We start from the raw sequence: 24,115 nt of genomic DNA on the forward strand, positions 1-24,115 counted from the left end.
CCCGGGAGTCCTCGGGGATTTCTTTATTTAAGGTATAGGTGGTTATATTGTTGTTTTTTTTCAAAAAAAACCTAAATAGAGCTATAAATTAATAATAAAAAATGATTAGATTTGTATGATTAACATTAATGCAAACATTATGAAGAAACTCTTTACCTCTTTAATTCTGTTTCTCTGTTTGATCAATATAGGCTTTTTATCAAAAGTCTCTGCTCAATCAGGTCAGATCGGGACAGGAACGGGTACCTCCGTGTATCTCCCCATACGTTCCTACTATGGATATAGTTATTCTCAGCAGATTTATACCGCTGCTGAAGTTTCAGCTGCCATAGGTACATCAACCTACATTACAGCCATCAAGTTTTATTCCACTACCGTTGTACCTTCCCAGGATACCTATAAAGACTGGACGGTTTACATGGGGAATACAACTCAGAATAGCTTTGCATCCACTACAAACTGGGTTCCTTTAAGTTCTCTCACACAGGTATATTCAGGGGATATTCCTGATTTAACAAATGGAAGCTGGGTAACCCTTCAATTGGCAACACCATTTACATGGAATGGTACAGACAATCTTGTGATTGCTGTGAACGAAAAATCTCCAAGTTATTCGGATTCTCCGGGTGTTGCTTGGGGAGCCTATACTGCAGGTGCAAACCGAGGGATGATCTATTATGAGGATGGAGCAAACCCAAACCCTGCATCACCTCCTACAGCTAAAGACAGATTATCAGATATTCCAAGAGTTCAGCTGGTAAGTCATCTTTTGACAGCCTGTACAGCTGCACCGCCAGCGAATATCTCGGTTAATAATGTAACCACAAGTACAGCTACTGTTAGCTGGAATACAGCTGTAGGTGCCACTTATGTAGTAAGATACAGAAGTTTACCTTCAGGAACATGGCAGCAGATTAATGTGACTACTCCTCTTGCTGGAAGTACTCCAATTTCCGGATTGACAGAGCAAACACAATATGAAGTTCAGGTAGCTACAGTCTGCGGTGGAACACAGGGAGCGTACTCACCAAGTACGAACTTTACTACACCTGCTCTGACCTATTGTACAGCCGGTTCTACAAGTTCTACTATCGATGGATATATCAGCCAGGTTACTGTTAACGGATTGGGTGCTCCTTCTATGGTAAGCAATTCAAATTTCAGCAACTATACGGATTATAGTGCAGATCCTACAAGATTAGTAACTCTGGTGAGAGGTAATACTGCCACAGTAAATGTTTCTAAAGCTTGGCCTGATTATCAGTGGAGCTTTGCCACTGCAGTCTGGATTGACTTCAACCGAAACGGAGTCTTTGAAACCAATGAAAGAGTCCTAAATAATGCAAGTAATACAACAACTCCGGTAAACGCTAGTTTCACTGTACCTGCCGGTGCTTATATTGGACCTCTTACAACGAAAATGCGTGTTGCTTTACGAGAAAGTAGTGCACCAGCAGCGTGTGGAACATTTACTTATGGTGAAGTAGAAGATTATGCAGTAAAACTTATCGATCTTTCTGCATGTACTACAGCTCCGCCTTCCAATATTTCAGTTAATAATATTGGTCCGTCTTCAGCTAACGTAACGTGGACATCTGCAACTAATGCTACTTATATTGTAAGATATAGAAGCTTACCTGGCGGTACATGGCAGCAGATTGCTGTGAATACTGCTATGATCAGTAATCAGTTACTTTCCGGGTTATTAGAGCAAACTCAATATGAAGTTCAGGTGGCTACTGTTTGCGGTGGTGTTACAGGGGCATACTCTCCGAGCGTAACCTTTACCACACCTGCTCTTACGTATTGTACAGCAGGACCTACAGCTAATACTGCTACAAGCGGGTATATCAATAACGTAACGGTTACTCCTACAAATACTCCGATGATGATCAGTAATTCAGGATCGGATGGTTATAAAGATTATACAGCTGATGCTACAAGGCTTGTTATCTTAGAAAGAGGAACAGGGAATACAAATAAAATTTCCGTAAACAAATACTGGCCAGGTACTACGAGTTCTTATGGAGTTTCTGCGTGGGTAGACTTTAACAGAAATGGACAGTTTGAAACATGGGAGAGAATTCTAAATACTACTTATAATACAACTACTCCTGTAACGACTACTTTCTCAGTACCGAATGCTGCCGGAGGTGTTTATACAGGTACTCTTCCAACCCGTATGCGTGTTGTGATGAGATATTTTGATAATGCTAATGCCTGTGGAACATTCACTCAGGGAGAAGTAGAAGATTATGCAGTAAGATTTGTTGATCCTCAAAACTGTACAACAGCCGCTCCAACAAATATTACAGTAAATAATCTTACAGCAACTACTGCAACAGTATCATGGGTTTCTGCAGCAGGAGCTACTTATAGCATAAGATGGAGAACTACACCTGGTGGAGTTTGGCAAACAGCTAATGTACCTGCGGGTCAGAACTTCTATGGTATCACAGGTCTTACTGAGCAGACTAATTATGAAGTTCAGGTAGCTACTACATGTAACGGAACTACAGGAGGTTATTCGGGATCGGTAACATTTACAACACCACCGTTGTCATATTGCCAGATGACAGGAACAGGAACTAACGACCATATTTCAAATGTAACCGTTACCTCTTCCAACCTTGGGGTTCCTCCAATGAATAATACTTCAGTACAAACTAATTATATTAGTTATACAACTCCTGAGACTCTTATTACTTTAGATGTTAATTCTCAAAATAATAAAATCTCTGTAGCAAAAGGATGGACAGGTTCAACAGGGAATGATGCAGTTACTGCTTGGATTGATTTCAACAGAAACGGTCAGTTCGAAACCAATGAACAAGTTCTTACTTCACCAGCTAATACCACTACGCCTGTTACAAATGTATTCTCTGTTCCTGCAACAGCATATACAGGTCCGCTTACAACGACGATGAGAGTTGTACTGAAACGTACAAGTGCTCCTGTATTATGTCAGAATGCAATAGATGGAGAAGTGGAAGATTACAGAGTAAGAATCCGTCCTTGTAGTAATGCAACTCCTAATACCCCTACATTTACACCAACGCACAATTCTGTTACCATAGGTATTACTGGTGCAGGAGTAAGTTATATGGTTAAATACAGAGTTCAGAATACAACTACATGGACAACGGTATATGCTTCTACATTATTAGGAAACATTCCATTGGTTATTAACGGTTTGACACCAGCTACAACTTACGAGGTTCAGATTGCTGCTATATGTGGAGATATTGTTGGTACAGCTACTCCGATAAAAACATTCACAACAAGATGTGATCCAACTCCTCCGAATGTAACAATAAGTAATATTACGCCTACAACTGCATTGATTACCTGGGCTCCGCTTGCTGCCAGCTCTACGTATACAATGAGATGGAGAAAAGTAGGAACAACACCATGGAATACAATTAACCTGCCGGCTCCTCCAGCTAATACGTATGTATTAGGAAGTGCAACGGCTTTAGAACCATACACTACGTATGAAGTTCAGATTGCGAATATGTGTAACGGAGAAACTACTCTTAATCCATATTCTAATCCTAAAGTATTTACTACGGAAAGAATTTGTGAGATTCCTCCTCCAGGATTGACAATTACCCAGTTATTGCCAACATCAGCAGAAATTAAGTGGGATCCATTCCCGGGAGCAACCTATTTGCTTAGATATAGAAAAGTAGGTATTCCTAGCTGGACGGAAGTTCCTTCGTTGGTAAATAACCTTGTTTTAACAGGTCTTACAGAATTGACGAAATATGAAATGCAGGTAGTAAACATTTGTAATGGAACACCTGGAAATTATACTCCTCCTTACTACTTTACAACTCCTACAGTAATCTACTGTCAGATGGGTTCAGGAAGTTCAACAGGAGAACATATTTCAAAAGTAACAGTGAAGCCTACTGGTAAGAAAATGATGGAAAATGAATCAGGACCATCTACGTATACAAATTATACGGGAGTTCCTAAGACTTTCATCGAAATGATTCAGGGATCTACGGACAATGAAATCATCATTGAGAAAAAATGGACAGGAAATACTTATAATGAAGGAATTGCAGTATGGATTGACTTCAACAGAAACGGAGAGTTTGACATTAATGAAAGAGTATTTACTTCTCCGCCAAATACAGACAGCCCGGTATCTGGTAAATTCAATGTTCCTGCAGATGCTTTCGTAAGTATGACGGATTACAAATATGTTGTAATGAGAGTAGCAATGTCAAGAGATGGAATTCCAGTAAACTGTACCAGCTTTAAAAATGGTGAAGTTGAAGACTATACTGTAAGAATTTCAAAACCTGCTGTTGCTAACCCTATTGATCAGACTGATATCATGATCTATCCTAACCCGGTAAGTTCAGTATTATTTGTGAAAAATATTAGCAAGAGAGCGAAATATAAGATTTATAATGCTGCCGGACAGGTAATCGCAGATGGTATATTGCTGAACAACCAGATCAATGTAAGCAGATTGATTAATGGTGTTTATGTTATCGATATCGATGATAACGGTAAAACTGTTCAGAAGAAATTTATCAAAGAATAATGATCTAAATTTCAGATAGAATAAGCCCCCGGAAACGGGGGCTTATTTTTTTATGATTCTTTCCTGATTTAGAGTGAAGACCTCAAGAATGAAAAAACTCGTTAGAAATATTCCTAACGAGTTTTGTTTATTCAATACTGAACACTACCTTTTCAGTCTGTTCTTTTAGTTCTTCCAGATTGGTATTGTTGTAAATAATACAATCTGCTATTTTGATTTTATCCTTTTCAGGCATCTGCTTTTCCATTACAGATTCTACTTCACGGTAGGTTTTATGATCTCTGTCCATTACTCTTTTGATCCTGATGTTATCTTCAGCAGTCACTAGAAGAGATTTATAACACTGCCTGTTGAGTTTTAATTCAAACAATAATGCTGTTTCCTTAAAAACTAAATACTTGCTTTGTTTTTTTACCCAGTTCTCAAAATCAATCCGCACAGCCGGATGAATAATTTCATTTAATTTCTGAAGCAGGTCTTTATCATTAAACACTTTGTCTGCAACAAATTTCCTGTCATACAGACCGTTTTCATCATAAGCTTCTTCACCAAGAAGTTCTTTGATCCTTACTTTAAGATCTTCATTGTCATTCACAATAGTTTTAGCCCTGTCGTCAGAATAATAGACTGGAAAGCCGAATTCCTCAATAAAATGGGCTACTGTTGTTTTTCCTGAACCAATTCCTCCGGTTAAGCCTATGATCTTGGGCGCTGGTTCCGGTTCAGTCTGCTGGGTCTCTGAATGTAATTCTTCCATAATTAAAAATTAATATCCAAAAACATCATTAAAACTGAAGGTCTCGTCAAGCCTTACCCCTTTGTCTGTCATTTTAAGACTGGCAAGCTCGTTGTGGGCATCGTGTTCGAAAAACAGTAAATATTCATTATCTATACATTGTTTAAGGAATTTTCCTTTTTCTTCCAATGTAAGAAGAGGTCTTGTATCATATCCCATTACATATACCTGGTTAATATGTCCTGCCGTAGGAATAAGATCGGCTGCGAAAACAACTGTCTTTTCCTGGTACTGAATTACCGGAAGCATTTGTTTTTCCGTGTGGCCGTCTACAAATATGACATCCATTTTCAAGTCTGGTGCAAAACCGTAGTTTCCGGTCTTCGGAAGCGGTAAAAAGTTTAATTGGCCACTTTCCTGCATAGGAATGATATTTTCTTTTAAAAAGCTGGCTTTTTCCCTTGCATTAGGCTCTGTTGCCCATTGCCAATGGTTTTCGTTGGTCCAGAAATGTGCGTTCTTAAAAGCGGGTCTGTATCCTGTTCTGTCATCATTCCATTCTATAGCTCCCCCACAGTGATCAAAGTGAAGGTGGGTTAAGAATACATCAGTGATGTCTTCCTTTACAAACCCATATTTTTTTAAGTTTTTATCCAGAGTATCATCTCCCCAAAGAGAATAATGTCCGAAGAATTTATCATCCTGTTTATTCCCCAGGCCGCAGTCTACCAGGATCAGTTTTTTTCCATCTTCAATAAGCAGCGAACGGGTTCCCAGTTCGATCAGGTTTTTGTCGTCTGCAGGATTGGTTTTTTCCCACAAACTCTTCGGGACGACTCCGAACATAGCACCGCCGTCCAGTTTAAATTTTCCACATTGTATTGGATATAGCTTCATATGTATATTTTGATTATTTCTTTATTGATTTCATTTTCTCAGCAATTTTTCCGGCTTGGTCATCAGATTGCTCAAGTTGACGGATGATATTATTAAAATCAGCTTCTTTTCTGTTTTGAGAAAGCTTTTGCTTGATAAATATTTCTGTTGGAATTATTTTAAGCCCAAAAGCACCCTTCATTTCCTTTTCCACAAATTCTTTTCCCATATCTTTCACCATCATCGGGCATTGCTGGAATTTCTCATATTTGGTGGTTAATCTGTCCAGGTGGGCATATAGTTCATCATGATTCATCAATTCAACTTTGCCGTAGATCTGTACTGCTTCATAATTCCAGGTAGAAACGTTGATATGATCATACCAGCTGCTGGAAATATAAGTATGCGCTCCTAAAAAGTCACAAAGAACTTCATCTCCGTTTTTCAGAACTTTTGCCTGTGGATTAGCCCTTGAAATATGAGTTTCAAGATAAGCATTTTCCGGATGATCTTCATTGAGCATCATCATAGAGTGCGTGGCACGAATTTTATCAACTGAAGAAATCAGTAATGCAAAAGAATTTTCTCTGATAATCTCTTTCATCAGATCAATATCTTCGCTTTTGTATAATTTAGGAACAAACATAAATTAATTTGAATTAAAAAAGTTCCCCGGGATTTTTAGGTCTTGTAATATTTAAATGTTGATAGGCTTTTTCCGTGACTTCTCTTCCTCTTGGAGTTCGGATGATAAAGCCTTCCTGAATTAGAAACGGCTCATAAACTTCTTCCAGTGTTTCCGGGTTTTCACCGATAGATGTTGCAAGAGCAGAAATTCCCACAGGTTTTCCTCTGAAATTCTCAATCATGACACGCATGATCTTGTTATCCATCTCATCCAGCCCGAATTCATCCACATTCAGAGAATCCAGCGCATATTTTGTAATATTGATCTCAATCTCACCATTACCTTTAATCTCCGCAAAATCACGGACTCTTCTTAGCAAGGCATTCGCAATTCTGGGAGTTCCGCGGCTTCTTCTTGCAATTTCTATAGCGGCATTTTCATAAATAATGACACCTAAAACTCTTGCACTTCTTTGAATAATCACTGACAAGAGTTCAATAGAATAATATTCAAGCCTGCTTTGAATTCCGAATCGGGCAAGCATGGGTTTGGTAAGCATACCGCTTCTTGTAGTAGCTCCCACTAAAGTAAAAGGATTTAATCCAATCTGAACACTTCTTGCATTGGGGCCTGTTTCCAGCATGATGTCAATCTTATAATCTTCCATTGCAGAATACAGGTATTCTTCTACTACGGGAGAAAGACGGTGAATTTCATCAATGAAAAGAACATCATTTTCCTCCAGATTAGTTAATAAACCAGCTAAACTTCCGGGTTTATCCAATACGGGGCCTGAAGTTATTTTACAGTTTACACCAAGTTCATTAGCAATAATATTCGCTAACGTTGTTTTTCCAAGACCTGGCGGACCATGTAACAAAACATGATCAAGCGCACCGCCGCGCCTTTTGGCGGCAGTAACAAAAACTTCAAGGTTTTCCAGCGTTTTTCTCTGTCCCGCAAAATCTTTAAAGCTCTGGGGACGGATCTGTTCTTCCTGCATCAGCTCCTCGCGTGAGTAGTTTTCCTTATCTGGATGTAAAAAATCTGGCATTAATTCATTTCATTTACCTCAAAGATAGGAAATTTAGACAAAGGTTGAAAGGTACACTGACAAAAGGTTGAATTAAGGTTTAGACGAAGACTAAGGTTTAGACCAACGATGTGTTTCTAGGATATGAACAAGAAGATGTAAGATATAATTAATTGGGATATTTTAAGTATTTTTGAGATGGAAAACTTTATAATAGATTGATAAAAGATTTTACAGAAATGCCTGTTGGGCAAAAAACAATAAATATTGCTGAAAAATGTTTTCATATATCGGACCGCTTGCCTAAAAAAGAAGAGTTGGTTGATGAAGTAGTACATGATTTGAATAAAATTACCAATCATTTGAATAGAAACAATCAGCCTTAGTCTAAACCTTAAAATAATGAAATTAATAGGACCATTTAAGCAGGTGGTAACACTTGCCAACTTACCGTTAAGAGGAAAAATTTCTGATGAACAATTGGAAATCATTGCCGATGGAGGAATCATAGTAAAAGATAACACTATTCAGGAAGTTGGAAACTTTGAAACGCTGAAAACAGAAAACCCTACGATAGAAATTGACAAGGTAGAAGGAGAACAGATAGTTCTTCCTGCTTTTGTGGATTCTCATACTCACATCTGCTTTGGAGGAAACAGGGCCAATGATTTTGCTATGCGTAATGCCGGGAAAACCTATCTGGAGATCGCGGAAAGCGGTGGAGGGATCTGGAGCTCTGTACAGCATACAAGAAATGCTTCAGAAGAAGAATTGCTGAAAACCTTGCTGGAAAGAATCAATTTCCTTGTTGATCTTGGAATCACAACCATTGAAGTGAAAAGCGGATACGGTCTGGATGTAGAAAATGAGCTGAAAATGCTTAGAATTATTAAAAAAGCTCAGGAAACCACTCAGGCAACTTTAGTTCCTACATGTCTTTCAGCGCATTTAAAACCAAGAGATTTTGAAGGAACTAATCCGGAATATTTAGAATATATCATTACTGAAATTTTACCTAAAGTAAAAGAAGAGGGATTGGCCAATAGAGTAGATATCTTTATTGAAAAGTCTGCATTCCAGCCCGAAGAAAGTAAAGACTTCTTATTAAAAACAAAAGCACTGGGATTCGAAATTACGGTCCATGCAGATCAGTTTACACCGGGAAGTTCAAGAATTGCAGTAGAAGTGGGAGCAAAGTCTGCAGACCACTTAGAAGCTACTATTGATGAGGATATTGAATTTTTAGCACAATCTGACACTGTCGCAACTGCTCTTCCGGGGGCAAGCTTAGGATTAGGTGAAAAATTTACACCCGCAAGAAAATTATTGGATGCAGGAGCTATAGTAGCTATTGCCAGTGACTGGAATCCGGGATCTGCCCCAATGGGGAATCTGATTACACAGGCTTCCATTTTAGCAACTTTTCAGAAACTGACAACTGCTGAGGTCTTGGCAGGAATGACCTTCCGTGCTGCATATGCCCTTAATCTGGAAGACAGAGGACAATTAGAAACTGGAAAAAAAGCAGATTTTGTAACTTTCAAAACCAACAACTTTCAGAATGTTCTGTATAACCAGGGAAGTCTGAAAGCTGAGAAAGTTTATATTAATGGAAATATTGTGAATTAAATTTGAAAAGCCTTAAGATTTGAATGATGAAAGAAGAAAGACTTAACTATAAGGTTTTTTGGGATTGGTTTCTGACCATGGAAAAAGATTTCTATGGAATTGTAGAAAGAGGAGAGCAGGAAGCTATAGAAAAAGACTTTTTTGATATCATTTCTCCCAGGCTTAAAGAACTTAATGATGGGTTTTATTTTCTAACCGGAATGTCTGATGAATCTATCGCGGAGTTGATTATTACAGTAGACGGAGAAGTAAAAAATGTTGTCTTTGCAGAGGAACTGATTGCTGTTGCACCCAAGCTTAGCCATTGGAAATTTACAGCGCTGAAGCCTGAAATGGATATACAAAATGTATATGTTAGTATGGGAGACTATAAGTTCACCAGAGATAATATTTTTTTCTATTCTAATGAACTGGAAGATTACCCTGATGAGGTTGATCTGGTTTTTGTTTACAGTGGAGATATCGAAAACAAAGAGGCAATTACTACCGGGATCTGTATTTTCTTAGATAACTATTTAGGAGAGCTAAACTTTGCCACACAAATTGACACATTTAGAGTAACAGAAATTAATCAGGCAGAAAAAGAGCTTGTACCGATTGAGAAACTAAAAGACTTCCTTCAATGGAGGGAAAGAGAATTTATTGAAAAGTACAAGAGTACAAAACATGTAGATATTGAAGAAGAATTTTCTATTATAAGGGCCCATTTGGAAAATGAGAGGCCACTTATTGCCTGTATGAATCTTCCCTTATTAAAATATGACAGGAAAGCTTCTTATCCATGGATTTCAGTATTAAAAGTTCAATATAATGGTGAAGATAATGATGGGCTTCCCGATAAAGAAGATTTTGAGAGATTAAGCAATATAGAAGATCGGGCTATTGAAGAACTCAAAAAATATGGATATCTTTATCTGGGAAGAGAAAGTGCAGATAATATCAAAGAAAGTTATTTTGTAGGGAAGGATTTCAGACAAATAGCAAAAGTTTTTAATACGATACAAAATACAAATCCTGAATATAAAATATCATTTAGAATTTTTAAAGATAAATATTGGCAATACTTTAAATATTATAATAACGTGAATTGAAAACATTGGGAAAAATATACTCTATAATCAGGGAAACTTAAAGATCTTTTTATATTTTTTGAAGGGTTGAATATATAAAGTTGAAATCATAAAACCCCTTACTTTTTTCGTATTCCATATAAGTTTCCTTATATTGTGCCGCAATTGCTGGTGATTTATAATCAAAAACAGCAATTTTCAATAGTTCTTAAGTACAGATAAACAGGCAGAGAACCTGGATATTTTCTCCCTTTTAGTACTTCTATTACAGCTATACCACAGACCAGGTTGACTTGTCAATACTATAAATACGAAAATAAAAATGATGAATTTTCAAAATGTTAGATCTACTTTTAACAAAGGGGTCACTATTCCGAGTCTAATTTTTATTGTAGGAACCTGTTTTCTTTCTGCATTGTATCCTAAACAGACAGAAAGTGTGCTCAATGGAATCAAACAATTCATATTTGTTAATCTCAACTGGGTATATGTATGGTCTGTAACACTATTTGTTATTTTTCTGGTTTATCTGTTGTTCAGTAAATATTCAAATATAAAGCTTGGGGCCAATGACAGTAAACCGGAGTATTCATTCTTTTCCTGGATCTCGATGCTGTTTGCAGCCGGTATGGGAATTGGTTTGATTTACTTCAGTGTGGCTGAACCTATGCAGCATTATTCTTCAGAGCTTTTTTCAAATAACCATTATGTAAGCAGAGCCAAGCAGGCGCAGCTCTATACCTTTTTTCACTGGGGAATTCATGCTTGGGCGATCTATGGAGTAGTAGGTCTTTCATTATCTTACTTTGCATACAGGTATAGATTGCCGCTATCATTGCGCAGTTGCTTTTATCCTCTGCTTAAAAATAAAATTAACGGAAAATGGGGTAATGCTATTGATGTTTTTGCACTTTGCTGTACCTTTTTTGGGATTACTACCACTTTGGGTTTCGGTGTTGTTCAGATAAGCTCAGGATTGAATATACTTCATGTTACCCCTGAGAATAGTTTTATGTATCAGGTCATCATTGTGGTTTGTTTGATCTCCCTTGCTGTTATTTCTGCTATTTCAGGGGTAGGTAAAGGAGTGAAATTACTAAGCAATATTAATATAATTAGTGTTATTCTGCTTTTATTATTTGTCCTTATTCTGGGACCAACGGTGTATCTAATCGGAAGTTTTACTGACGGATTAGGAAATTATATTAATAATTTTTTCAATCTCACCTTCAATACCCATGTGTATGAAAAAAATGCATTACCATGGTTTTATGACTGGACGATTCTATACTGGGCATGGTGGATCTCATGGTCTCCATATGTAGGACTGTTTATTGCAAGAATTTCTAAAGGAAGAACCATTAGAGAGTTTATTCTGGCAGTTTTAATATTACCTACGCTCTTCAATTTTATCTGGATGTCTGTATTTGGTAATAGTGCCATATGGTTTGATTTGAATACAGCTCACGGACAGCTAAGTAAATTTGCAACAGACCCGGATGCATTAATGTTCAGATTTCTGGAATATATGCCATTATCTGCTTTTACAGGTTTTTTTGTAATTCTTATCATTATCATCTTTTTTGTGACCTCTGCAGATTCAGGAATATTTGTGATGAATAGTATTGCTACAAAAAATGCAAAAAAATCACCGAAATGGCAGATTATATTTTGGGGTGTTTTGCTGGCTGTTTTATCCCTTTTATTATTGAATGTAGGTGGTTTAAAAGCACTTCAAAGCATGACATTGATTACAGCATTGCCCTTTTCAATCATTATCATCTTATTTATTGTAAGCCTGATGAAAGGGCTTAGTATTGATCAGAAATATTATGACCGAAATTTTTCGGCTTCTACTGTGCCGTGGTCAGGCGAATTCTGGAAAGAACGTTTAAAAAATATCGTTTCCTTTAAAGATAATTCTTCCGTAGATCATTTTATTCAGGTCAAAGCAAAAGAAGCTTTTACAGATTTACAACAGGAATTTGCATCCAACGGAATTGAGGCCAAAATAAACCATTTTAATAATCCTGTCAGAATAGAAATAGAAATACATCAGGGAGTAGTTAATAATTTTATTTATGGAATTAAAAATCAGATAAAAACAGTATCTGAATACGTAATTAACGAAGAAAATCTTCCGGATATAGAAGATAACAAAACCCATTACCCAAGATCTTATTTCGGAGATGGAAGAGAAGGATATGATGTGCAGTATTTTACTAAGAATGAGCTGATCTCTGATGTATTGAAACATTATGAACGCTTTTTAGAGATAATTTCAGAAAAAAGAAATGAAATGTTTATCAGCAGTAATGCCAATAAGGATATGGAGTAAAGATATCCTGTTAATTTTATAGTGAATTCTTTGTATTATGTGTGAAAGTCACTTTTATATCTAAACAATATTAGCTAGCTTTACTGGATATAACGATGCGACTAAAATTGAATTTTTAAAGAATTATGGTTCAAAATATTTGGCAAGGCAGATTGGATGGAGAAGAACTTCTCTATCACAGAATTTTTCAAAGAGTAAAAGAAGAACGTAATTACGATGCTGTTTCAAAAGATGACTTCGCCCTGCATGGTTTTGCTGTAGATGAAGGAGTAAGGAGGAATAAAGGGCGCCAGGGAGCAAAAGAAGCACCAGATGTGATCAGGAAAAATATGTCTAACTTTCCTGTTATCGTTCCGGATTTTAAATTGCTGGATTTTGGTAATGTTACCTGTGAGGACGGAAATCTGGAAAACACTCAAAATAATCTTGCCAAAAATATTTCCAAAGTACTTTTAAAAGGTGGAAGATCTCTTGTTCTTGGAGGTGGGCATGAAGTTACTTATGCACATTATCTAGGAATAAGAACTGCTTTTCCCGAGCAGAAAATCGGAATTATCAATATCGATGCCCATTTTGATAACAGACAGCCTGAGAAAGGCATAGGGCCAAGCTCAGGAACAGGATTCTGGCAAATTGCTCAGGAAGGACCAATCAATTCCCTTCATATCGGAATTCAAAGAAATTCAAATACCTTGAAGCTTTTTGATACTGCTCATCAGTATGGGATGAAATATATTTTATCAGACGAACTATTTTTCGAAAATCTTTCTTCCGTTTATCAACGCATTGATGAATTGCTGGACAGCGTAGATTATGCCTATCTCACAATCTGTATGGATGTTTTTAATGCCTCAATCGCACCGGGAGTTTCAGCATCTGCCTATAACGGAATTTTTGCAGATACTGCTTTCATGCATTTTTACAGACATATCCTTAAAAACAAAAAGCTTATTGCGCTGGATGTTGCAGAGGTAAACCCTGCTTATGATATTCAGGACAGAACAGCAAGACTGGCCGCATGTCTTGTGAATGAGTGGTTTATGGTTTAAGAAAGAAAGCTTTAACTTTGCAATAGAAAAAATCATTATTTTATATCATCTTAAGGAACAAATTTTGTTGCTCTCATGATGCTTTTTACATAAAAGGCATTAATAAATTCAATTTTTTTGAATTTAAAACAGAAATTACATTATGGAACAATCAATTGAAAATAAACTTATCAAAGCGGATAAGGCATTTTCAGAATGGAGAAAAGTACCATTCGAAGACAAACAGAAACTCATCGCAAAGGCTGCAGACATTTTAAAAACCCGATCTGAAAAGTTTGGAACCATCATTACTAAGGAAATGAATAAACCTATTTCAGAATCAATTGCTGAGGTAGAAAAGTGTGCATTAATGATGAATTATTATGCAGATGCTGAAAATATTTTAAAACCCGAAAAGATTGAATCTGAATTTGCCTATTCTGAAGTTCATTATGTTCCAAAAGGAGTAATTTTAGGAGTAATGCCTTGGAATTTTCCTTTCTGGCAGGTACTAAGATTTGCTGTTCCTGCAATTCTTGCGGGAAATGCAGTCGTTTTAAAACATGCCTCAATTTGTTTCGGAAGCGGAAATGCAATTGAAGATGTTCTTCTGGAGGCAGGTTTCCCGGAAGGCATTTTCCAGAATCTTGAAGTTGGACATCAGGCCGTAAAAGAAATTCTTGAACATGATACTGTAAAAGGAGTAAGCCTTACAGGAAGTGGAAAAGCCGGTGGAGAAGTAGCATCCATTGCAGGATTAAATATCAAAAAATCTTTACTTGAATTAGGAGGAAGCGATGCTTTTATCATTTTTGATGATGCAGATCTGGATGAAGCTGCAAAAGCAGGAGCAAAATCAAGATTGCAGAACTGCGGGCAAACCTGTACTGCTGCAAAAAGATTTATTATCGATGAAAAAATTGAAGATGAGTTCTTACCGAAATTCATTGAAGAATATAAAAAATACGAAATCGGGGATCCTTTAAATAAAGAAACTAAATTGGCAGGGATGGCAAGACCGGACCTTGCAGATGAATTGGAAGCTCAGTTCAACAGAGCGTTGGAAAACGGTGCTGAAATTATTATTCCTTTAGAAAGAATCTCGGAAAACGAATTCAAACCAGGCTTAATCAGAGTTCAGGAAGGTAATCCGATTTTAAAAGAAGAGCTTTTCGGACCTCTTGGAATAGTAATGACTGCTAAAAGTGATGAAGAAGCTTTACAGATGGCCAATAATATTCCTTTCGGGCTTTCAAACTCAGTTTGGACGAAGACCATAGAGCGCCAGTTGTTCTTTATTGAAAACCTTGAATCAGGAACCGTAAATATTAACAGAATGACCAGTTCTGATCCGCGTTTTCCATTTGGGGGAAGCAAGGCTTCAGGATATGGAACAGAGCTTTCTTTACTGGCCTTAAAAGAGTTTGTAACAGCGAAAACTGTTGTAGGGAAGTATTAATATAGAAAGGAAGCTGGAAGAGGGAGTGGGACGTTTACAAAAACATCTTACAATAATAAGCTTCTTCAAGCTTCAAATCATAAAAACAAAAACTCACGAAAATTATTCGTGAGTTTTTTATTGATAAGAAAGCAATTTCGCCCATTAGCTATTTGCCTTTTAGCTTTAAAATTTAAACTGTAGTCAGTCTCAATGTATTCGTTTTACCACCTTCATATGATGGTGTCGCATTGATATTGATCACAAAATCTCCGGTTTCGATATAACCGTAATTGTGTGTCAGCATGTTTACCTGAATAATTGTTTCATCCGTAGACTTCTTCATATCATAATAGTAAGCGTGAACCCCCCAAAGAAGATTTAACATGGTAATAACTCTTCTGTTACCACTATATACGATAATGTGAGAATTAGGTCTGTGTGCCGCCAGCTGGAATGCTGTATATCCTGAATGAGTAAGCGTTACGATAGCAGAAACGTTTGTTGTTTTAGCAATTCTTACCGCTGCAAGACAAACTCTGTTCGTAATAAACCTTTCATCGATACAGTTGTAATCTTTTTCGATAGGCTCGTTTTTATGTTGATAAAAATGAGTTGTTTCAATATTCTTTACAATTTTAGCCATGTTTTCCACAACCTGTACCGGATATCTACCTACAGAAGTCTCTCCTGAAAGCATTACCGCATCAGCGCCATCCAATACGGAGTTAGCAACGTCATTTACCTCTGCTCTTGTTGGTGTTAAACTGTTGATCATTGTTTCCATCATCTGGGTAGCAATGATTACGGGCTTTGAATAAAACCTTGCCTTTTCAACAAGATTTTTCTGGATGGCAGGAACTTCTTCCATTGGAACTTCAACTCCAAGGTCACCTCTGGCAACCATTAATCCATCACATTCAACAAGAATCTCTTCAATATTTTTAACCCCTTCAGGTTTTTCAATCTTCGCAATAATCGGAGTTTTGAATTTTCCGTTTGGATGTTTGGAGATTAATTCTTTCAGATCAATAATATCCTGTGCATGGCGTACAAAGGAAAGCGCAATCCAGTCAACCTCCATATCAAGCATGAAATTGGCATCCTGAATGTCTTTCTCTGTTAATGCAGGAAGAGATACATTGGTATTAGGAAGGTTTACTCCTTTTTTAGAGCTCAAAGGTCCCCCTTGAATTGTTTTCGCTTTTACAGTATCTTTTTCATTGGTTTCAGTAACTTCCAATACCAGTTTCCCATCATCAATAAGGATTCTTTCCCCTACTTTTACATCTTGTGGAAACTGTTGGTAAGTCATATATACCTTGGTAGAATCTCCTTCCATCTTTTCATTGGTGAAAGTAAGAATGTCCCCGGGATTTAAGTAAGAGCCTTCTTTTACAACGCCTACTCTTAGCTTAGGACCCTGAAGATCTCCTAAAATACCCACTGAATAACCATACTCGCTGTTTAGCTCTCTAATTATATCAATATTTTGGCGAACTAAGTCGTAATCTGCATGTGAAAAATTTATTCTGAAAATATCAACACCCGCTTTCATTAAATCTAACATAACCTCCTTCGATGATGAAGCCGGCCCTAGTGTTGCGATAATTTTTGTCTTCTTTAAATACTTATTCATAATACTGGATAATTTGATAAAGTTCTTCATCAGAACTCAGTGTGTAATCTTGAATTGGAAACACAAGATTTTCAGGGAGCAAAATTACGGAAAAATCAGGAAACTGTTCCGAACTATGTAGAATATATTCCACATCTACCTGATTATTTAATAAAAATTTAATGTTTTCTTCTTGTGTAAAGAGTTCGGTCTGAACTTTTTTTTGCTTACTTTCCGAAGATTTATTGGAAATAAAAGTAAAACAGGTCTTGGAATACTTGTGATAGGCCTCAAATCTTGGAAAAAAATAATCATAATAATCCCCATGAAGAACAAAATCTTTTTTTCTTGAAAAACTGAGGTTGTTGGTCTGATTTATTTTGTAGAAAAACTCATGAGCAGGTATATCTTTTGCTAATCTTACCAATCCTATGGCAATATCTTCAAATTCTATATCATCAAGATCATAAAGTTTTTGAATTTCCAAGTATATTTTCCTTTTTATTTAAAATATAAAATGCCCTTTGTGCTGCTTTTTCCTCTGCCTTCTTCTTGGATGTTTCTGTTGCATTGGCAATTTTTTCTTCCCCCAGCCACACGTGGCATCTGAATACTACAGATTTATTAGCTTGTATTTCCTCGCAGGTTTCGTACTTTATATTAACCTTCTTCTTTTGGCTCCATTCAAGCAGGAGGCCTTTATAGCTTACAATCTTGTTCTCAAGCTTGTTGATCTCAGAAGGGGTAAGGAGCTTTTCCAGAATGATCTTTTTACAGGTATCATAATGGAAATCTAAATAAACGGCACCAATTAAGGCTTCAAATAAATTTCCGGAAATATTCTCCCCCAAAGCTGAAGAACTGTTCTGCTTCTGCAGAAGGTTGGTAAGCTTGAGGTCTTCTCCTAATTTATTAAGGTTTTTCCTATTAACAATCTTAGATTTCATCTGTGTCAGATATCCTTCATTAGCCTGAGGATAGGTCTGGAACAAATGACAAGAAATAATTGTACCCAAAACAGAATCTCCTAAAAATTCAAGTCTCTCGTAGTTGCTGTCTTGATTTTTAGAAGAATTTTTCAAAGAAAAAGCTTCACGATAAAGAGCAATATTTTGAACCTCTGCACCCAATACTTTTCGAAGCTCGGTACTGAGAAAATATTCTCTCTCCGTTAATTGTCTTTTTCTTTTTTTGAGAAGGAATTTAGAAAAGTATTTCTGTAACTCCATTCATTGAATTTAGATTTTCTTAAATAGAACGCAAGCGTTATGCCCGCCAAATCCAAAAGTATTGCTCATGGCTACTTTTACATCTTTCTTCACAGCGTCATTGAACGTAAAGTTCAGTCTGCTATCAATATTTTCATCATCAGTAAAATGATTGATGGTAGGAGGAACAATACCATGAATAATAGTTCCTAATGCAGCAATAGCCTCAATCACACCCGCAGCACCTAAAAGGTGGCCTGTCATTGATTTTGTAGAATTAATCTGAATGTCATAAGCATGCTCGCCTAATAATTTAGAAATTGCATTAGATTCTGCGATGTCTCCTAATGGAGTAGATGTACCATGCATGTTGATATGATCTACTTCATCAGCAGTTAAGCCTGCATCTTCTAAACAGCTTTTCATTACCAGATAAGCGCCAAGGCCTTCAGGATGAGGAGCGGTCATGTGGTGTGCATCTGCACTTAGACCCCCTCCCAATAATTCTGCATAAATTGTAGCACCACGTTTTACGGCGTGCTCATATTCCTCAAGAACGATACATCCTGCTCCTTCACCCAGTACAAATCCATCTCTGTCTTTGTCGAAAGGTCTTGAAGCTGTTTTAGGATCGTCATTTCTTGTAGAAAGTGCCATCATTGCATTGAATCCACCAACACCACTTGCTGTAACGGCTGCTTCAGAGCCTCCGCAAACAATTACGTCCGCTTTTCCTAATTGGATCAGCATTTTGGAATCAATTATAGCATTTGCTGAAGATGCACATGCAGATACGGTGGTATAGTTTGGTCCGTGGAAGCCATACTCAATAGAGATGTGACCAGGAGTAATATCCGCAATCATTTTTGGGATAAAGAACGGGTTGAATCTCGGAATTTCCGTGTTAGCCCATCCTAATACTTCAGTTTCAAATGTCTCTAAACCTCCGATTCCGGAACCCCAAATGACACCAACTCTGTTTTTATCTACATTGTCTTCAATAATTCCGGAGTGTGCTACTGCTTCTTTTGCAGCAACAAGTCCCAATTGAGTATTTCGGTCCATTTTTTTAGCCTCTTTCTTATCGAAATGCTGTAACGGATCGAAATTTTTCACCTCACAAGCGAACTTTGTCTTAAAGTTTGTGGCATCAAAAAGAGTAATCGGAGCGGCACCGCTCTCACCTTTCACAAGATTTTCCCAGTATTCTTTTGCATTATTTCCTATTGGTGTTATTGCTCCAAATCCGGTTACAACTACTCTTTTTAATTCCATAAACTTTGTTTAATTTCTTTTTTGTTGAAGAATATTATTTATTTACTACTTCTTCGATGTAAGCGATAGCGTGTCCTACAGTAGTAATTTTTTCAGCCTGATCATCAGGGATTTGAATGTTAAATTCTTTTTCAAATTCCATGATTAACTCAACTGTATCTAGTGAATCAGCTCCTAAATCGTTAGTGAAGCTAGCTTCAGGAGTTACTTCTGTTTCTTCAACGTCAAGCTTATCAGCGATGATAGCTTTTACTCTTGATGCAATGTCTGACATAGTAAATTATTTTTTTAATTGTTAGATGGTGCAAATATATAAAATTCTTTACGATAAAACATTTTTTTAGTCTTTTTTGTGGACAGGAAGCTTTCATTTTAGATTGTTTAGCTTTACTCTTTTAGTTTTCAGGTGTTTATATTTTAGTTAATAGATAATACAGAATTTCAATTTCTGACAAGTTGATCCATTTTAAGGATAAGCTGTTTTTAATAAGGGATGGTTTTTATCTTTATAAAGTGTTTTGGGTTTAAAAAGTGATACGCTTGATGCGTATAATGGGAAGGTCAGTTTTGCATATGAGGTGGGGTTTTGGCTTTATAAAAAATCAATATATTCTTCTGGAAATGTTTTATCTGAAAAAATTCAAATCTATATAGAAATTAAAAGAAGAAATACATCCATATTTAACTACTAAAATAATGGCAGCATAAGACTTAATTTAAAAAGAAAGAGCCCGATAAAATATCGGGCTCTTTATAATCAAAGATTATTTAATTTGGTCTAAACTTTTGGAAGCACTATAAATAGGTAGCATTTAATATTATTCATTAAAATATTCTTCAAGGTATTTAATGTCTTCTTGATTGTTAATATTGCATTCTACAATAATTAAATTCTTATTTTCAAGACCATTTAAGTTATTAAAGATTTTTTTAAAATTATTAATTAAAAATTCAAATGATATCATATGGAAGCCAATAGTGCTAATAACAATATTATTTTGCTTTCCATTTATTAATAGCTTAAGCAAGACTATGTGTAATTTGCCCAAAGTATCATCTACTCTAATTTCAATATCTGTTAATTGATTAAAAAGTTTAATTAATTTATTTCTCTCACTTTTTTTTATTTCATCATAAAAGTAATTTATTTTCAGAGATTGTGTATAAGCAAAATTTACAAAAATATATTCATTTTTATTTTCTAAGGTTTGTATTTCCTGTAGAGTTATTGTGGATATTTTATTCATTATCTTGATGGTTTTACAGGGAATTTATAGACCTTTTGATGATATTGCAGGGGATTTAATTTATCGAATTTAGAGTGTTTCATAAGTGCATCCATATATTTATAATCACCAGTTTTTATTTTATACTGAATGGCTGCATTCATTCTATGATTTCCTTCGTTAAAATATCGTATTCCCTCGTGTTCATATCCTCCAACTCCTCGAAATTTAGTAAAAGAATTGTTTTCCATTTCTTGTAAATACTTAGCTACAATTTCAGGATTGATTCCCTTGTTAATACTTTTAAATCCTTGTTCACTTGCTTCTGCTGCAATTTTTGCAGACAATGAAAGTTTAGCAGCTCTGGCCTCATTAACAAATGTGAGACCATCTGCCATGTCTAACTTTGCTTCTCTAAAGGCAAATCCCATTGTTCTAAATGTTCTACTCCAAAAATCCTCACCAACATAATAATTAGGGTTTGATTGCCATGCAAGGTAAGCTTCATTTCGTGTATCATATTCGTTTCCATGACGATAATTCCAATTTGTGAAATTATTTTCACTATAAGCCACATCATTGGCTGAATATCCTAAATATACAGCTGCAAAGGGACCTCCGTTAATACTTCCGCTTTCAATTGTTGAACCGTCTGATGCAAAATTTGTATAGCCTCCAGTTTTGTATGTATCATCTCCTTTTTGCATTCCTTCTACAAAATGCCATACTCCATTTTTCAATCCCCATCCTAAGCCTTCTCTTCCATCTGGATCAATGAAATTAACAGGGTTATTAAAAGTATAATTGTAAGGGCTGTGTCTGGTCATTTTTTCGGCTAGTGGATCCACAACACCCCATCTTGCAATATCAGGCATATACATTCTTGCTCCATAATCATAGAACCCTGTAGCTAAAAGTTCTTTCCCATTATACTTATAATTATAAGAAGAGTTATTTGCAGAAGAATTATATCCTGTATGTTTCAAGCCAAATGGATAATAATTATTCTCTTCCAGAATCTGCATTTCAGATCCATTTTTGGTGTAACTTAGTCTTATATTGCCCAGGTGATCTTTATAATTATAAACATATTTATTATCAGTAAAACTATAATATCCTTCACTTGTAGGTACAAATTGTAGGACCTCATCTTTATACTGAAATCCATCTAAATATTCTGTATATATAATTTGACCAATTTCAGTAATATTATGAAATGAGCTTAATTTTGTTCCATTTGCAGAATAAATGTACTCAAAATATTCAATCTGTTTTTCAATTAAATTGGGTAAATTTAAATGGTTATAATTAATATTATCAATAAGATGTGCTGCGTCTTTGACCATATTGCCATTTGCATCATATGCCATTGTATCTCCTCCGTCAAGACCTAAAGAATTACCACTAGAATCCCAAATATCTACAAGTTGATTTCCTTCATAAGTATAATTTATATCATCGATCTTCATTCCCGAATTGTTATCTGTTCCTCCAAACCTTAATAATGTTTGAATATTCCCGTTAAGGTCATATGTTACACTCTCATTATAAGCATTTGTCTCTATTACAGATGAATTTGGCTTTTGATATTTTGCTGTCTGTAGTCTGTTTAAAGCATCATATTGGTAAGTATATCTTCTTAAAATGCCATCGTTTGCAGTCTTCCAATCAATTTCAGATATATTCCCATTAAACTTTGCTAATCCGGAAGGGCTTTCTGGCTGCTGATATTTCAACTTATAGGCAAATAGATCCGTTCCTAGATTAGAAGGGTCATTAATTTGTGTCATCCAGCCTTTAATATTATAAGTGTAGATGATATCCTGTATGTTATTTCCTACTTTTTGATTTTCAAGCTGAGAAAGCTCATTATAATTATTTTGAGTTAAAATTTCAATGGGATTATTGTTTACTTTATGCTTGTGTAATAATAATCTATTTTGATCATCATATTCAAAATTTTCAATAATAACGGTTTCATTATCTGTATTCAACCTTTTATGCCGGGTTACAACAGTTTGAGCAGCTCCTGAAAAATTCAGTTTTGATTCTGTGTTGGTATAGCCTCCTAGATGATTGATAGAATAATTTCCAATTGCTCTTACTTTCCTGTCATAATAGATATAGTCCTTAGTCCAGTTATCATTTTCAACATTCTTTACAAGGCTCATAACAGAAAGTCCATTGGTACTTCTTCCATCTGCTGTGGGAGTTTCAGTCAAAACAGGTTCTCCTTGAATATTTGTTGGAAAAGAAGGATTGAAGCTATACCCTGGATAAGAATCATAATAATTTAAAGACAATAAAGTAACCCAAGTCGGAGATTTAGGATAGGTGTTTTCGGGATTATTATAATAAACATCCATACCTTGTCTATTAAAAAAAACAGTATTTATTCTGTTTACATTATTTGAATTCTGAAGATCTGCCAAAGTCTGTTCAGATGATCTTGAGCCACCAGTACTAATCCCAGTAATAGCAACCCTTCCAAACTGATCATATTTAGTATACAGCCAATGTCCTTTCTTATTTAATTCAGCATCTTGGGTAGCCACTAATCGATCTTGTTTATCATATATCATAAATTCCCATCCTTTTCCTGGGAGTTTCTTTTCCACAAGTCTTCCTTTTGTGTCATAGTGATATTGATAACATAGTTCGTCGTGTTTTACTACATTAGTGGCAATATCACCACGAATGCTTGCTAATGGTGGAATAATAAAAGCAAGCTGATTAAACTCATTATAGACATAATATGTATCAGCATACTCATCTACATTGATTACTTTTCTGGCTAAAATAAGCTGCCCTTGCCCATTCTTGAATTCAATGGTTTCATTTTGATCTTCATTTTTTACAGAGTTTTTGTACAATTGCCCATCCGTATAGAGCCAGTTCTCACCTAAAACGGATTTAGTTGCTCCGTTTTCCCATGAGGTAACTGTAGTGAATTTTCGCACCCTATCTACTACAGTAACAGCATCGTATCCGAATTTTACAGGTTTGTTACTCCAGTCATTTCCCATTTGTATCTGTTGCTGGATACGCTCTAGAGGTGAGTTTTCCAGTGCTTTTTCTGCATATATCTTTTCCGATCCATAAACTGATGAAACATTTCCTAGTGGATTAGAAACAATAGCTCCATTCGTAGTTCCTGATTGCGGAATAGGAAGATAATCTTTTGCCTGCCTGCCGAACTGATCGTATTCGATAGGTGTTACAACATCGCGTCCTAACGGAGATGCTTTTATATTGACAATCTGTTTTAATCTCCCCAATCCATCAAAATACTGTACTGTTTCTGAGGATTTTGTAGATGATGTCCCATTATAATCCAGATAAGTCTTAGTCTGAACATAGTTTTCTGTATTAGGAAGTGTAGTAAGCTGGCTGTATGCCAGATTGGACAGAAGTAAGGCTCCTAGGGGTATTATGAGTTTTTTCATCGTGT

The 24,115-nt window shown here is 36.0% G+C and carries 17 protein-coding genes; 6 read left to right on the forward strand and 11 right to left on the reverse strand.

Features of this window, described 5'->3' with window-relative positions; genetic code table 11:
• The first annotated feature begins 139 nt into the window (after nt 1-139).
• On the forward strand, nt 140-4,561 hold the full coding sequence (locus tag F3J23_RS00300) for a GEVED domain-containing protein (RefSeq protein WP_167022410.1): 4,422 nt from the start codon (nt 140-142) through the stop codon (nt 4,559-4,561).
• A 127-nt stretch (nt 4,562-4,688) separates the two neighbouring features.
• Here the strand turns inward: F3J23_RS00300 and coaE are convergent, their stop codons facing one another.
• The 4 genes from coaE to ruvB are packed head-to-tail and all read right to left on the reverse strand — an operon-like array spanning nt 4,689 to nt 7,855.
• Nucleotides 4,689-5,318 (reverse strand): dephospho-CoA kinase, encoded by a 630-nt coding sequence (gene coaE, locus F3J23_RS00305; protein ID WP_167022413.1) that lies wholly within the window; start codon nt 5,316-5,318, stop codon nt 4,689-4,691.
• A 9-nt stretch (nt 5,319-5,327) separates the two neighbouring features.
• The gene (locus F3J23_RS00310) at nt 5,328-6,194 is read right to left on the reverse strand and encodes an MBL fold metallo-hydrolase (RefSeq protein ID WP_167022416.1); all 867 of its coding nucleotides are present in this window, start codon (nt 6,192-6,194) and stop codon (nt 5,328-5,330) included.
• A gap of 13 nt (nt 6,195-6,207) precedes the next feature.
• Nucleotides 6,208-6,819: an FMN-binding negative transcriptional regulator gene (locus F3J23_RS00315; protein ID WP_167022420.1), complete on the reverse strand. Its 612-nt coding sequence runs from the start codon at nt 6,817-6,819 to the stop codon at nt 6,208-6,210.
• Between the two features lie 13 nt (nt 6,820-6,832).
• A complete protein-coding gene (gene ruvB, locus F3J23_RS00320) occupies nt 6,833-7,855 on the reverse strand; it encodes a Holliday junction branch migration DNA helicase RuvB (protein WP_167022423.1) in 1,023 nt (340 codons plus the stop codon).
• Nucleotides 7,856-8,236: 381 nt separating this feature from the next.
• On the opposite strand from ruvB, the gene hutI reads away from it, so the two are divergent.
• The 5 genes from hutI (at nt 8,237) to F3J23_RS00345 (ending at nt 15,358) form a co-directional block, all read left to right on the forward strand.
• Nucleotides 8,237-9,463: an imidazolonepropionase gene (gene hutI / locus F3J23_RS00325; RefSeq protein ID WP_167022426.1), complete on the forward strand. Its 1,227-nt coding sequence runs from the start codon at nt 8,237-8,239 to the stop codon at nt 9,461-9,463.
• A gap of 23 nt (nt 9,464-9,486) precedes the next feature.
• Nucleotides 9,487-10,554, forward strand: a complete 1,068-nt coding sequence (locus F3J23_RS00330; protein WP_228455239.1) for a DUF695 domain-containing protein — start codon at nt 9,487-9,489, stop codon at nt 10,552-10,554.
• Between the two features lie 301 nt (nt 10,555-10,855).
• Complete coding sequence (locus F3J23_RS00335) at nt 10,856-12,871, forward strand: BCCT family transporter (RefSeq protein ID WP_185156415.1); 2,016 nt, start codon at nt 10,856-10,858, stop codon at nt 12,869-12,871.
• 125 nt (nt 12,872-12,996) lie between these two features.
• A complete protein-coding gene (gene hutG / locus F3J23_RS00340; protein WP_167022429.1) occupies nt 12,997-13,920 on the forward strand; it encodes a formimidoylglutamase in 924 nt (307 codons plus the stop codon).
• A gap of 142 nt (nt 13,921-14,062) precedes the next feature.
• A complete protein-coding gene (locus F3J23_RS00345; protein ID WP_167022432.1) occupies nt 14,063-15,358 on the forward strand; it encodes an aldehyde dehydrogenase family protein in 1,296 nt (431 codons plus the stop codon).
• Between the two features lie 172 nt (nt 15,359-15,530).
• On the opposite strand, the gene pyk is transcribed toward F3J23_RS00345, so the two are convergent.
• The 7 genes from pyk to F3J23_RS00380 form a co-directional block, all read right to left on the reverse strand.
• Nucleotides 15,531-16,976: a pyruvate kinase gene (gene pyk, locus F3J23_RS00350; RefSeq protein WP_167022435.1), complete on the reverse strand. Its 1,446-nt coding sequence runs from the start codon at nt 16,974-16,976 to the stop codon at nt 15,531-15,533.
• Nucleotides 16,969-17,442: an IPExxxVDY family protein gene (locus F3J23_RS00355; RefSeq protein WP_167022438.1), complete on the reverse strand. Its 474-nt coding sequence runs from the start codon at nt 17,440-17,442 to the stop codon at nt 16,969-16,971. The genes pyk and F3J23_RS00355 overlap by 8 nt, the downstream gene beginning before the upstream one ends.
• Nucleotides 17,420-18,184 carry a ribonuclease III gene (gene rnc / locus F3J23_RS00360; RefSeq protein ID WP_167022441.1) on the reverse strand — a complete coding sequence of 255 codons (765 nt, stop codon included), beginning with the start codon at nt 18,182-18,184 and terminating at the stop codon, nt 17,420-17,422. Before rnc ends, F3J23_RS00355 begins: the two co-directional genes overlap by 23 nt.
• Nucleotides 18,185-18,193: 9 nt before the next feature.
• A complete protein-coding gene (gene fabF, locus F3J23_RS00365; RefSeq protein ID WP_167022444.1) occupies nt 18,194-19,438 on the reverse strand; it encodes a beta-ketoacyl-ACP synthase II in 1,245 nt (414 codons plus the stop codon).
• A gap of 34 nt (nt 19,439-19,472) precedes the next feature.
• Nucleotides 19,473-19,712 (reverse strand): acyl carrier protein, encoded by a 240-nt coding sequence (locus F3J23_RS00370; RefSeq protein WP_002976354.1) that lies wholly within the window; start codon nt 19,710-19,712, stop codon nt 19,473-19,475.
• Nucleotides 19,713-20,256: 544 nt separating this feature from the next.
• Complete coding sequence (locus tag F3J23_RS00375) at nt 20,257-20,685, reverse strand: hypothetical protein (protein WP_167022447.1); 429 nt, start codon at nt 20,683-20,685, stop codon at nt 20,257-20,259.
• Nucleotides 20,685-24,110 carry a DUF6443 domain-containing protein gene (locus tag F3J23_RS00380; protein ID WP_167022450.1) on the reverse strand — a complete coding sequence of 1,142 codons (3,426 nt, stop codon included), beginning with the start codon at nt 24,108-24,110 and terminating at the stop codon, nt 20,685-20,687. The genes F3J23_RS00375 and F3J23_RS00380 overlap by 1 nt, the downstream gene beginning before the upstream one ends.
• Between the last annotated feature and the right edge of the window lie 5 nt (nt 24,111-24,115).

Source organism: Chryseobacterium sp. Tr-659 (assembly GCF_011752975.1).
GTDB lineage: Bacteria > Bacteroidota > Bacteroidia > Flavobacteriales > Weeksellaceae > Chryseobacterium.

Excerpts from the sequence above, each read along its gene's own strand:
- F3J23_RS00300 (WP_167022410.1), top strand. The coding sequence starts at position 140 with ATGAAGAAACTCTTTACCTCTTTAATTCTGTTTCTCTGTTTGATCAAT.
- coaE (WP_167022413.1), bottom strand. The coding sequence starts at position 5,318 with ATGGAAGAATTACATTCAGAGACCCAGCAGACTGAACCGGAACCAGCG.
- F3J23_RS00310 (WP_167022416.1), bottom strand. The coding sequence starts at position 6,194 with ATGAAGCTATATCCAATACAATGTGGAAAATTTAAACTGGACGGCGGT.
- F3J23_RS00315 (WP_167022420.1), bottom strand. The coding sequence starts at position 6,819 with ATGTTTGTTCCTAAATTATACAAAAGCGAAGATATTGATCTGATGAAA.
- ruvB (WP_167022423.1), bottom strand. The coding sequence starts at position 7,855 with ATGCCAGATTTTTTACATCCAGATAAGGAAAACTACTCACGCGAGGAG.
- hutI (WP_167022426.1), top strand. The coding sequence starts at position 8,237 with ATGAAATTAATAGGACCATTTAAGCAGGTGGTAACACTTGCCAACTTA.
- F3J23_RS00330 (WP_228455239.1), top strand. The coding sequence starts at position 9,487 with ATGATGAAAGAAGAAAGACTTAACTATAAGGTTTTTTGGGATTGGTTT.
- F3J23_RS00335 (WP_185156415.1), top strand. The coding sequence starts at position 10,856 with ATGATGAATTTTCAAAATGTTAGATCTACTTTTAACAAAGGGGTCACT.
- hutG (WP_167022429.1), top strand. The coding sequence starts at position 12,997 with ATGGTTCAAAATATTTGGCAAGGCAGATTGGATGGAGAAGAACTTCTC.
- F3J23_RS00345 (WP_167022432.1), top strand. The coding sequence starts at position 14,063 with ATGGAACAATCAATTGAAAATAAACTTATCAAAGCGGATAAGGCATTT.
- pyk (WP_167022435.1), bottom strand. The coding sequence starts at position 16,976 with ATGAATAAGTATTTAAAGAAGACAAAAATTATCGCAACACTAGGGCCG.
- rnc (WP_167022441.1), bottom strand. The coding sequence starts at position 18,184 with ATGGAGTTACAGAAATACTTTTCTAAATTCCTTCTCAAAAAAAGAAAA.
- fabF (WP_167022444.1), bottom strand. The coding sequence starts at position 19,438 with ATGGAATTAAAAAGAGTAGTTGTAACCGGATTTGGAGCAATAACACCA.
- F3J23_RS00370 (WP_002976354.1), bottom strand. The coding sequence starts at position 19,712 with ATGTCAGACATTGCATCAAGAGTAAAAGCTATCATCGCTGATAAGCTT.
- F3J23_RS00375 (WP_167022447.1), bottom strand. The coding sequence starts at position 20,685 with ATGAATAAAATATCCACAATAACTCTACAGGAAATACAAACCTTAGAA.
- F3J23_RS00380 (WP_167022450.1), bottom strand. The coding sequence starts at position 24,110 with ATGAAAAAACTCATAATACCCCTAGGAGCCTTACTTCTGTCCAATCTG.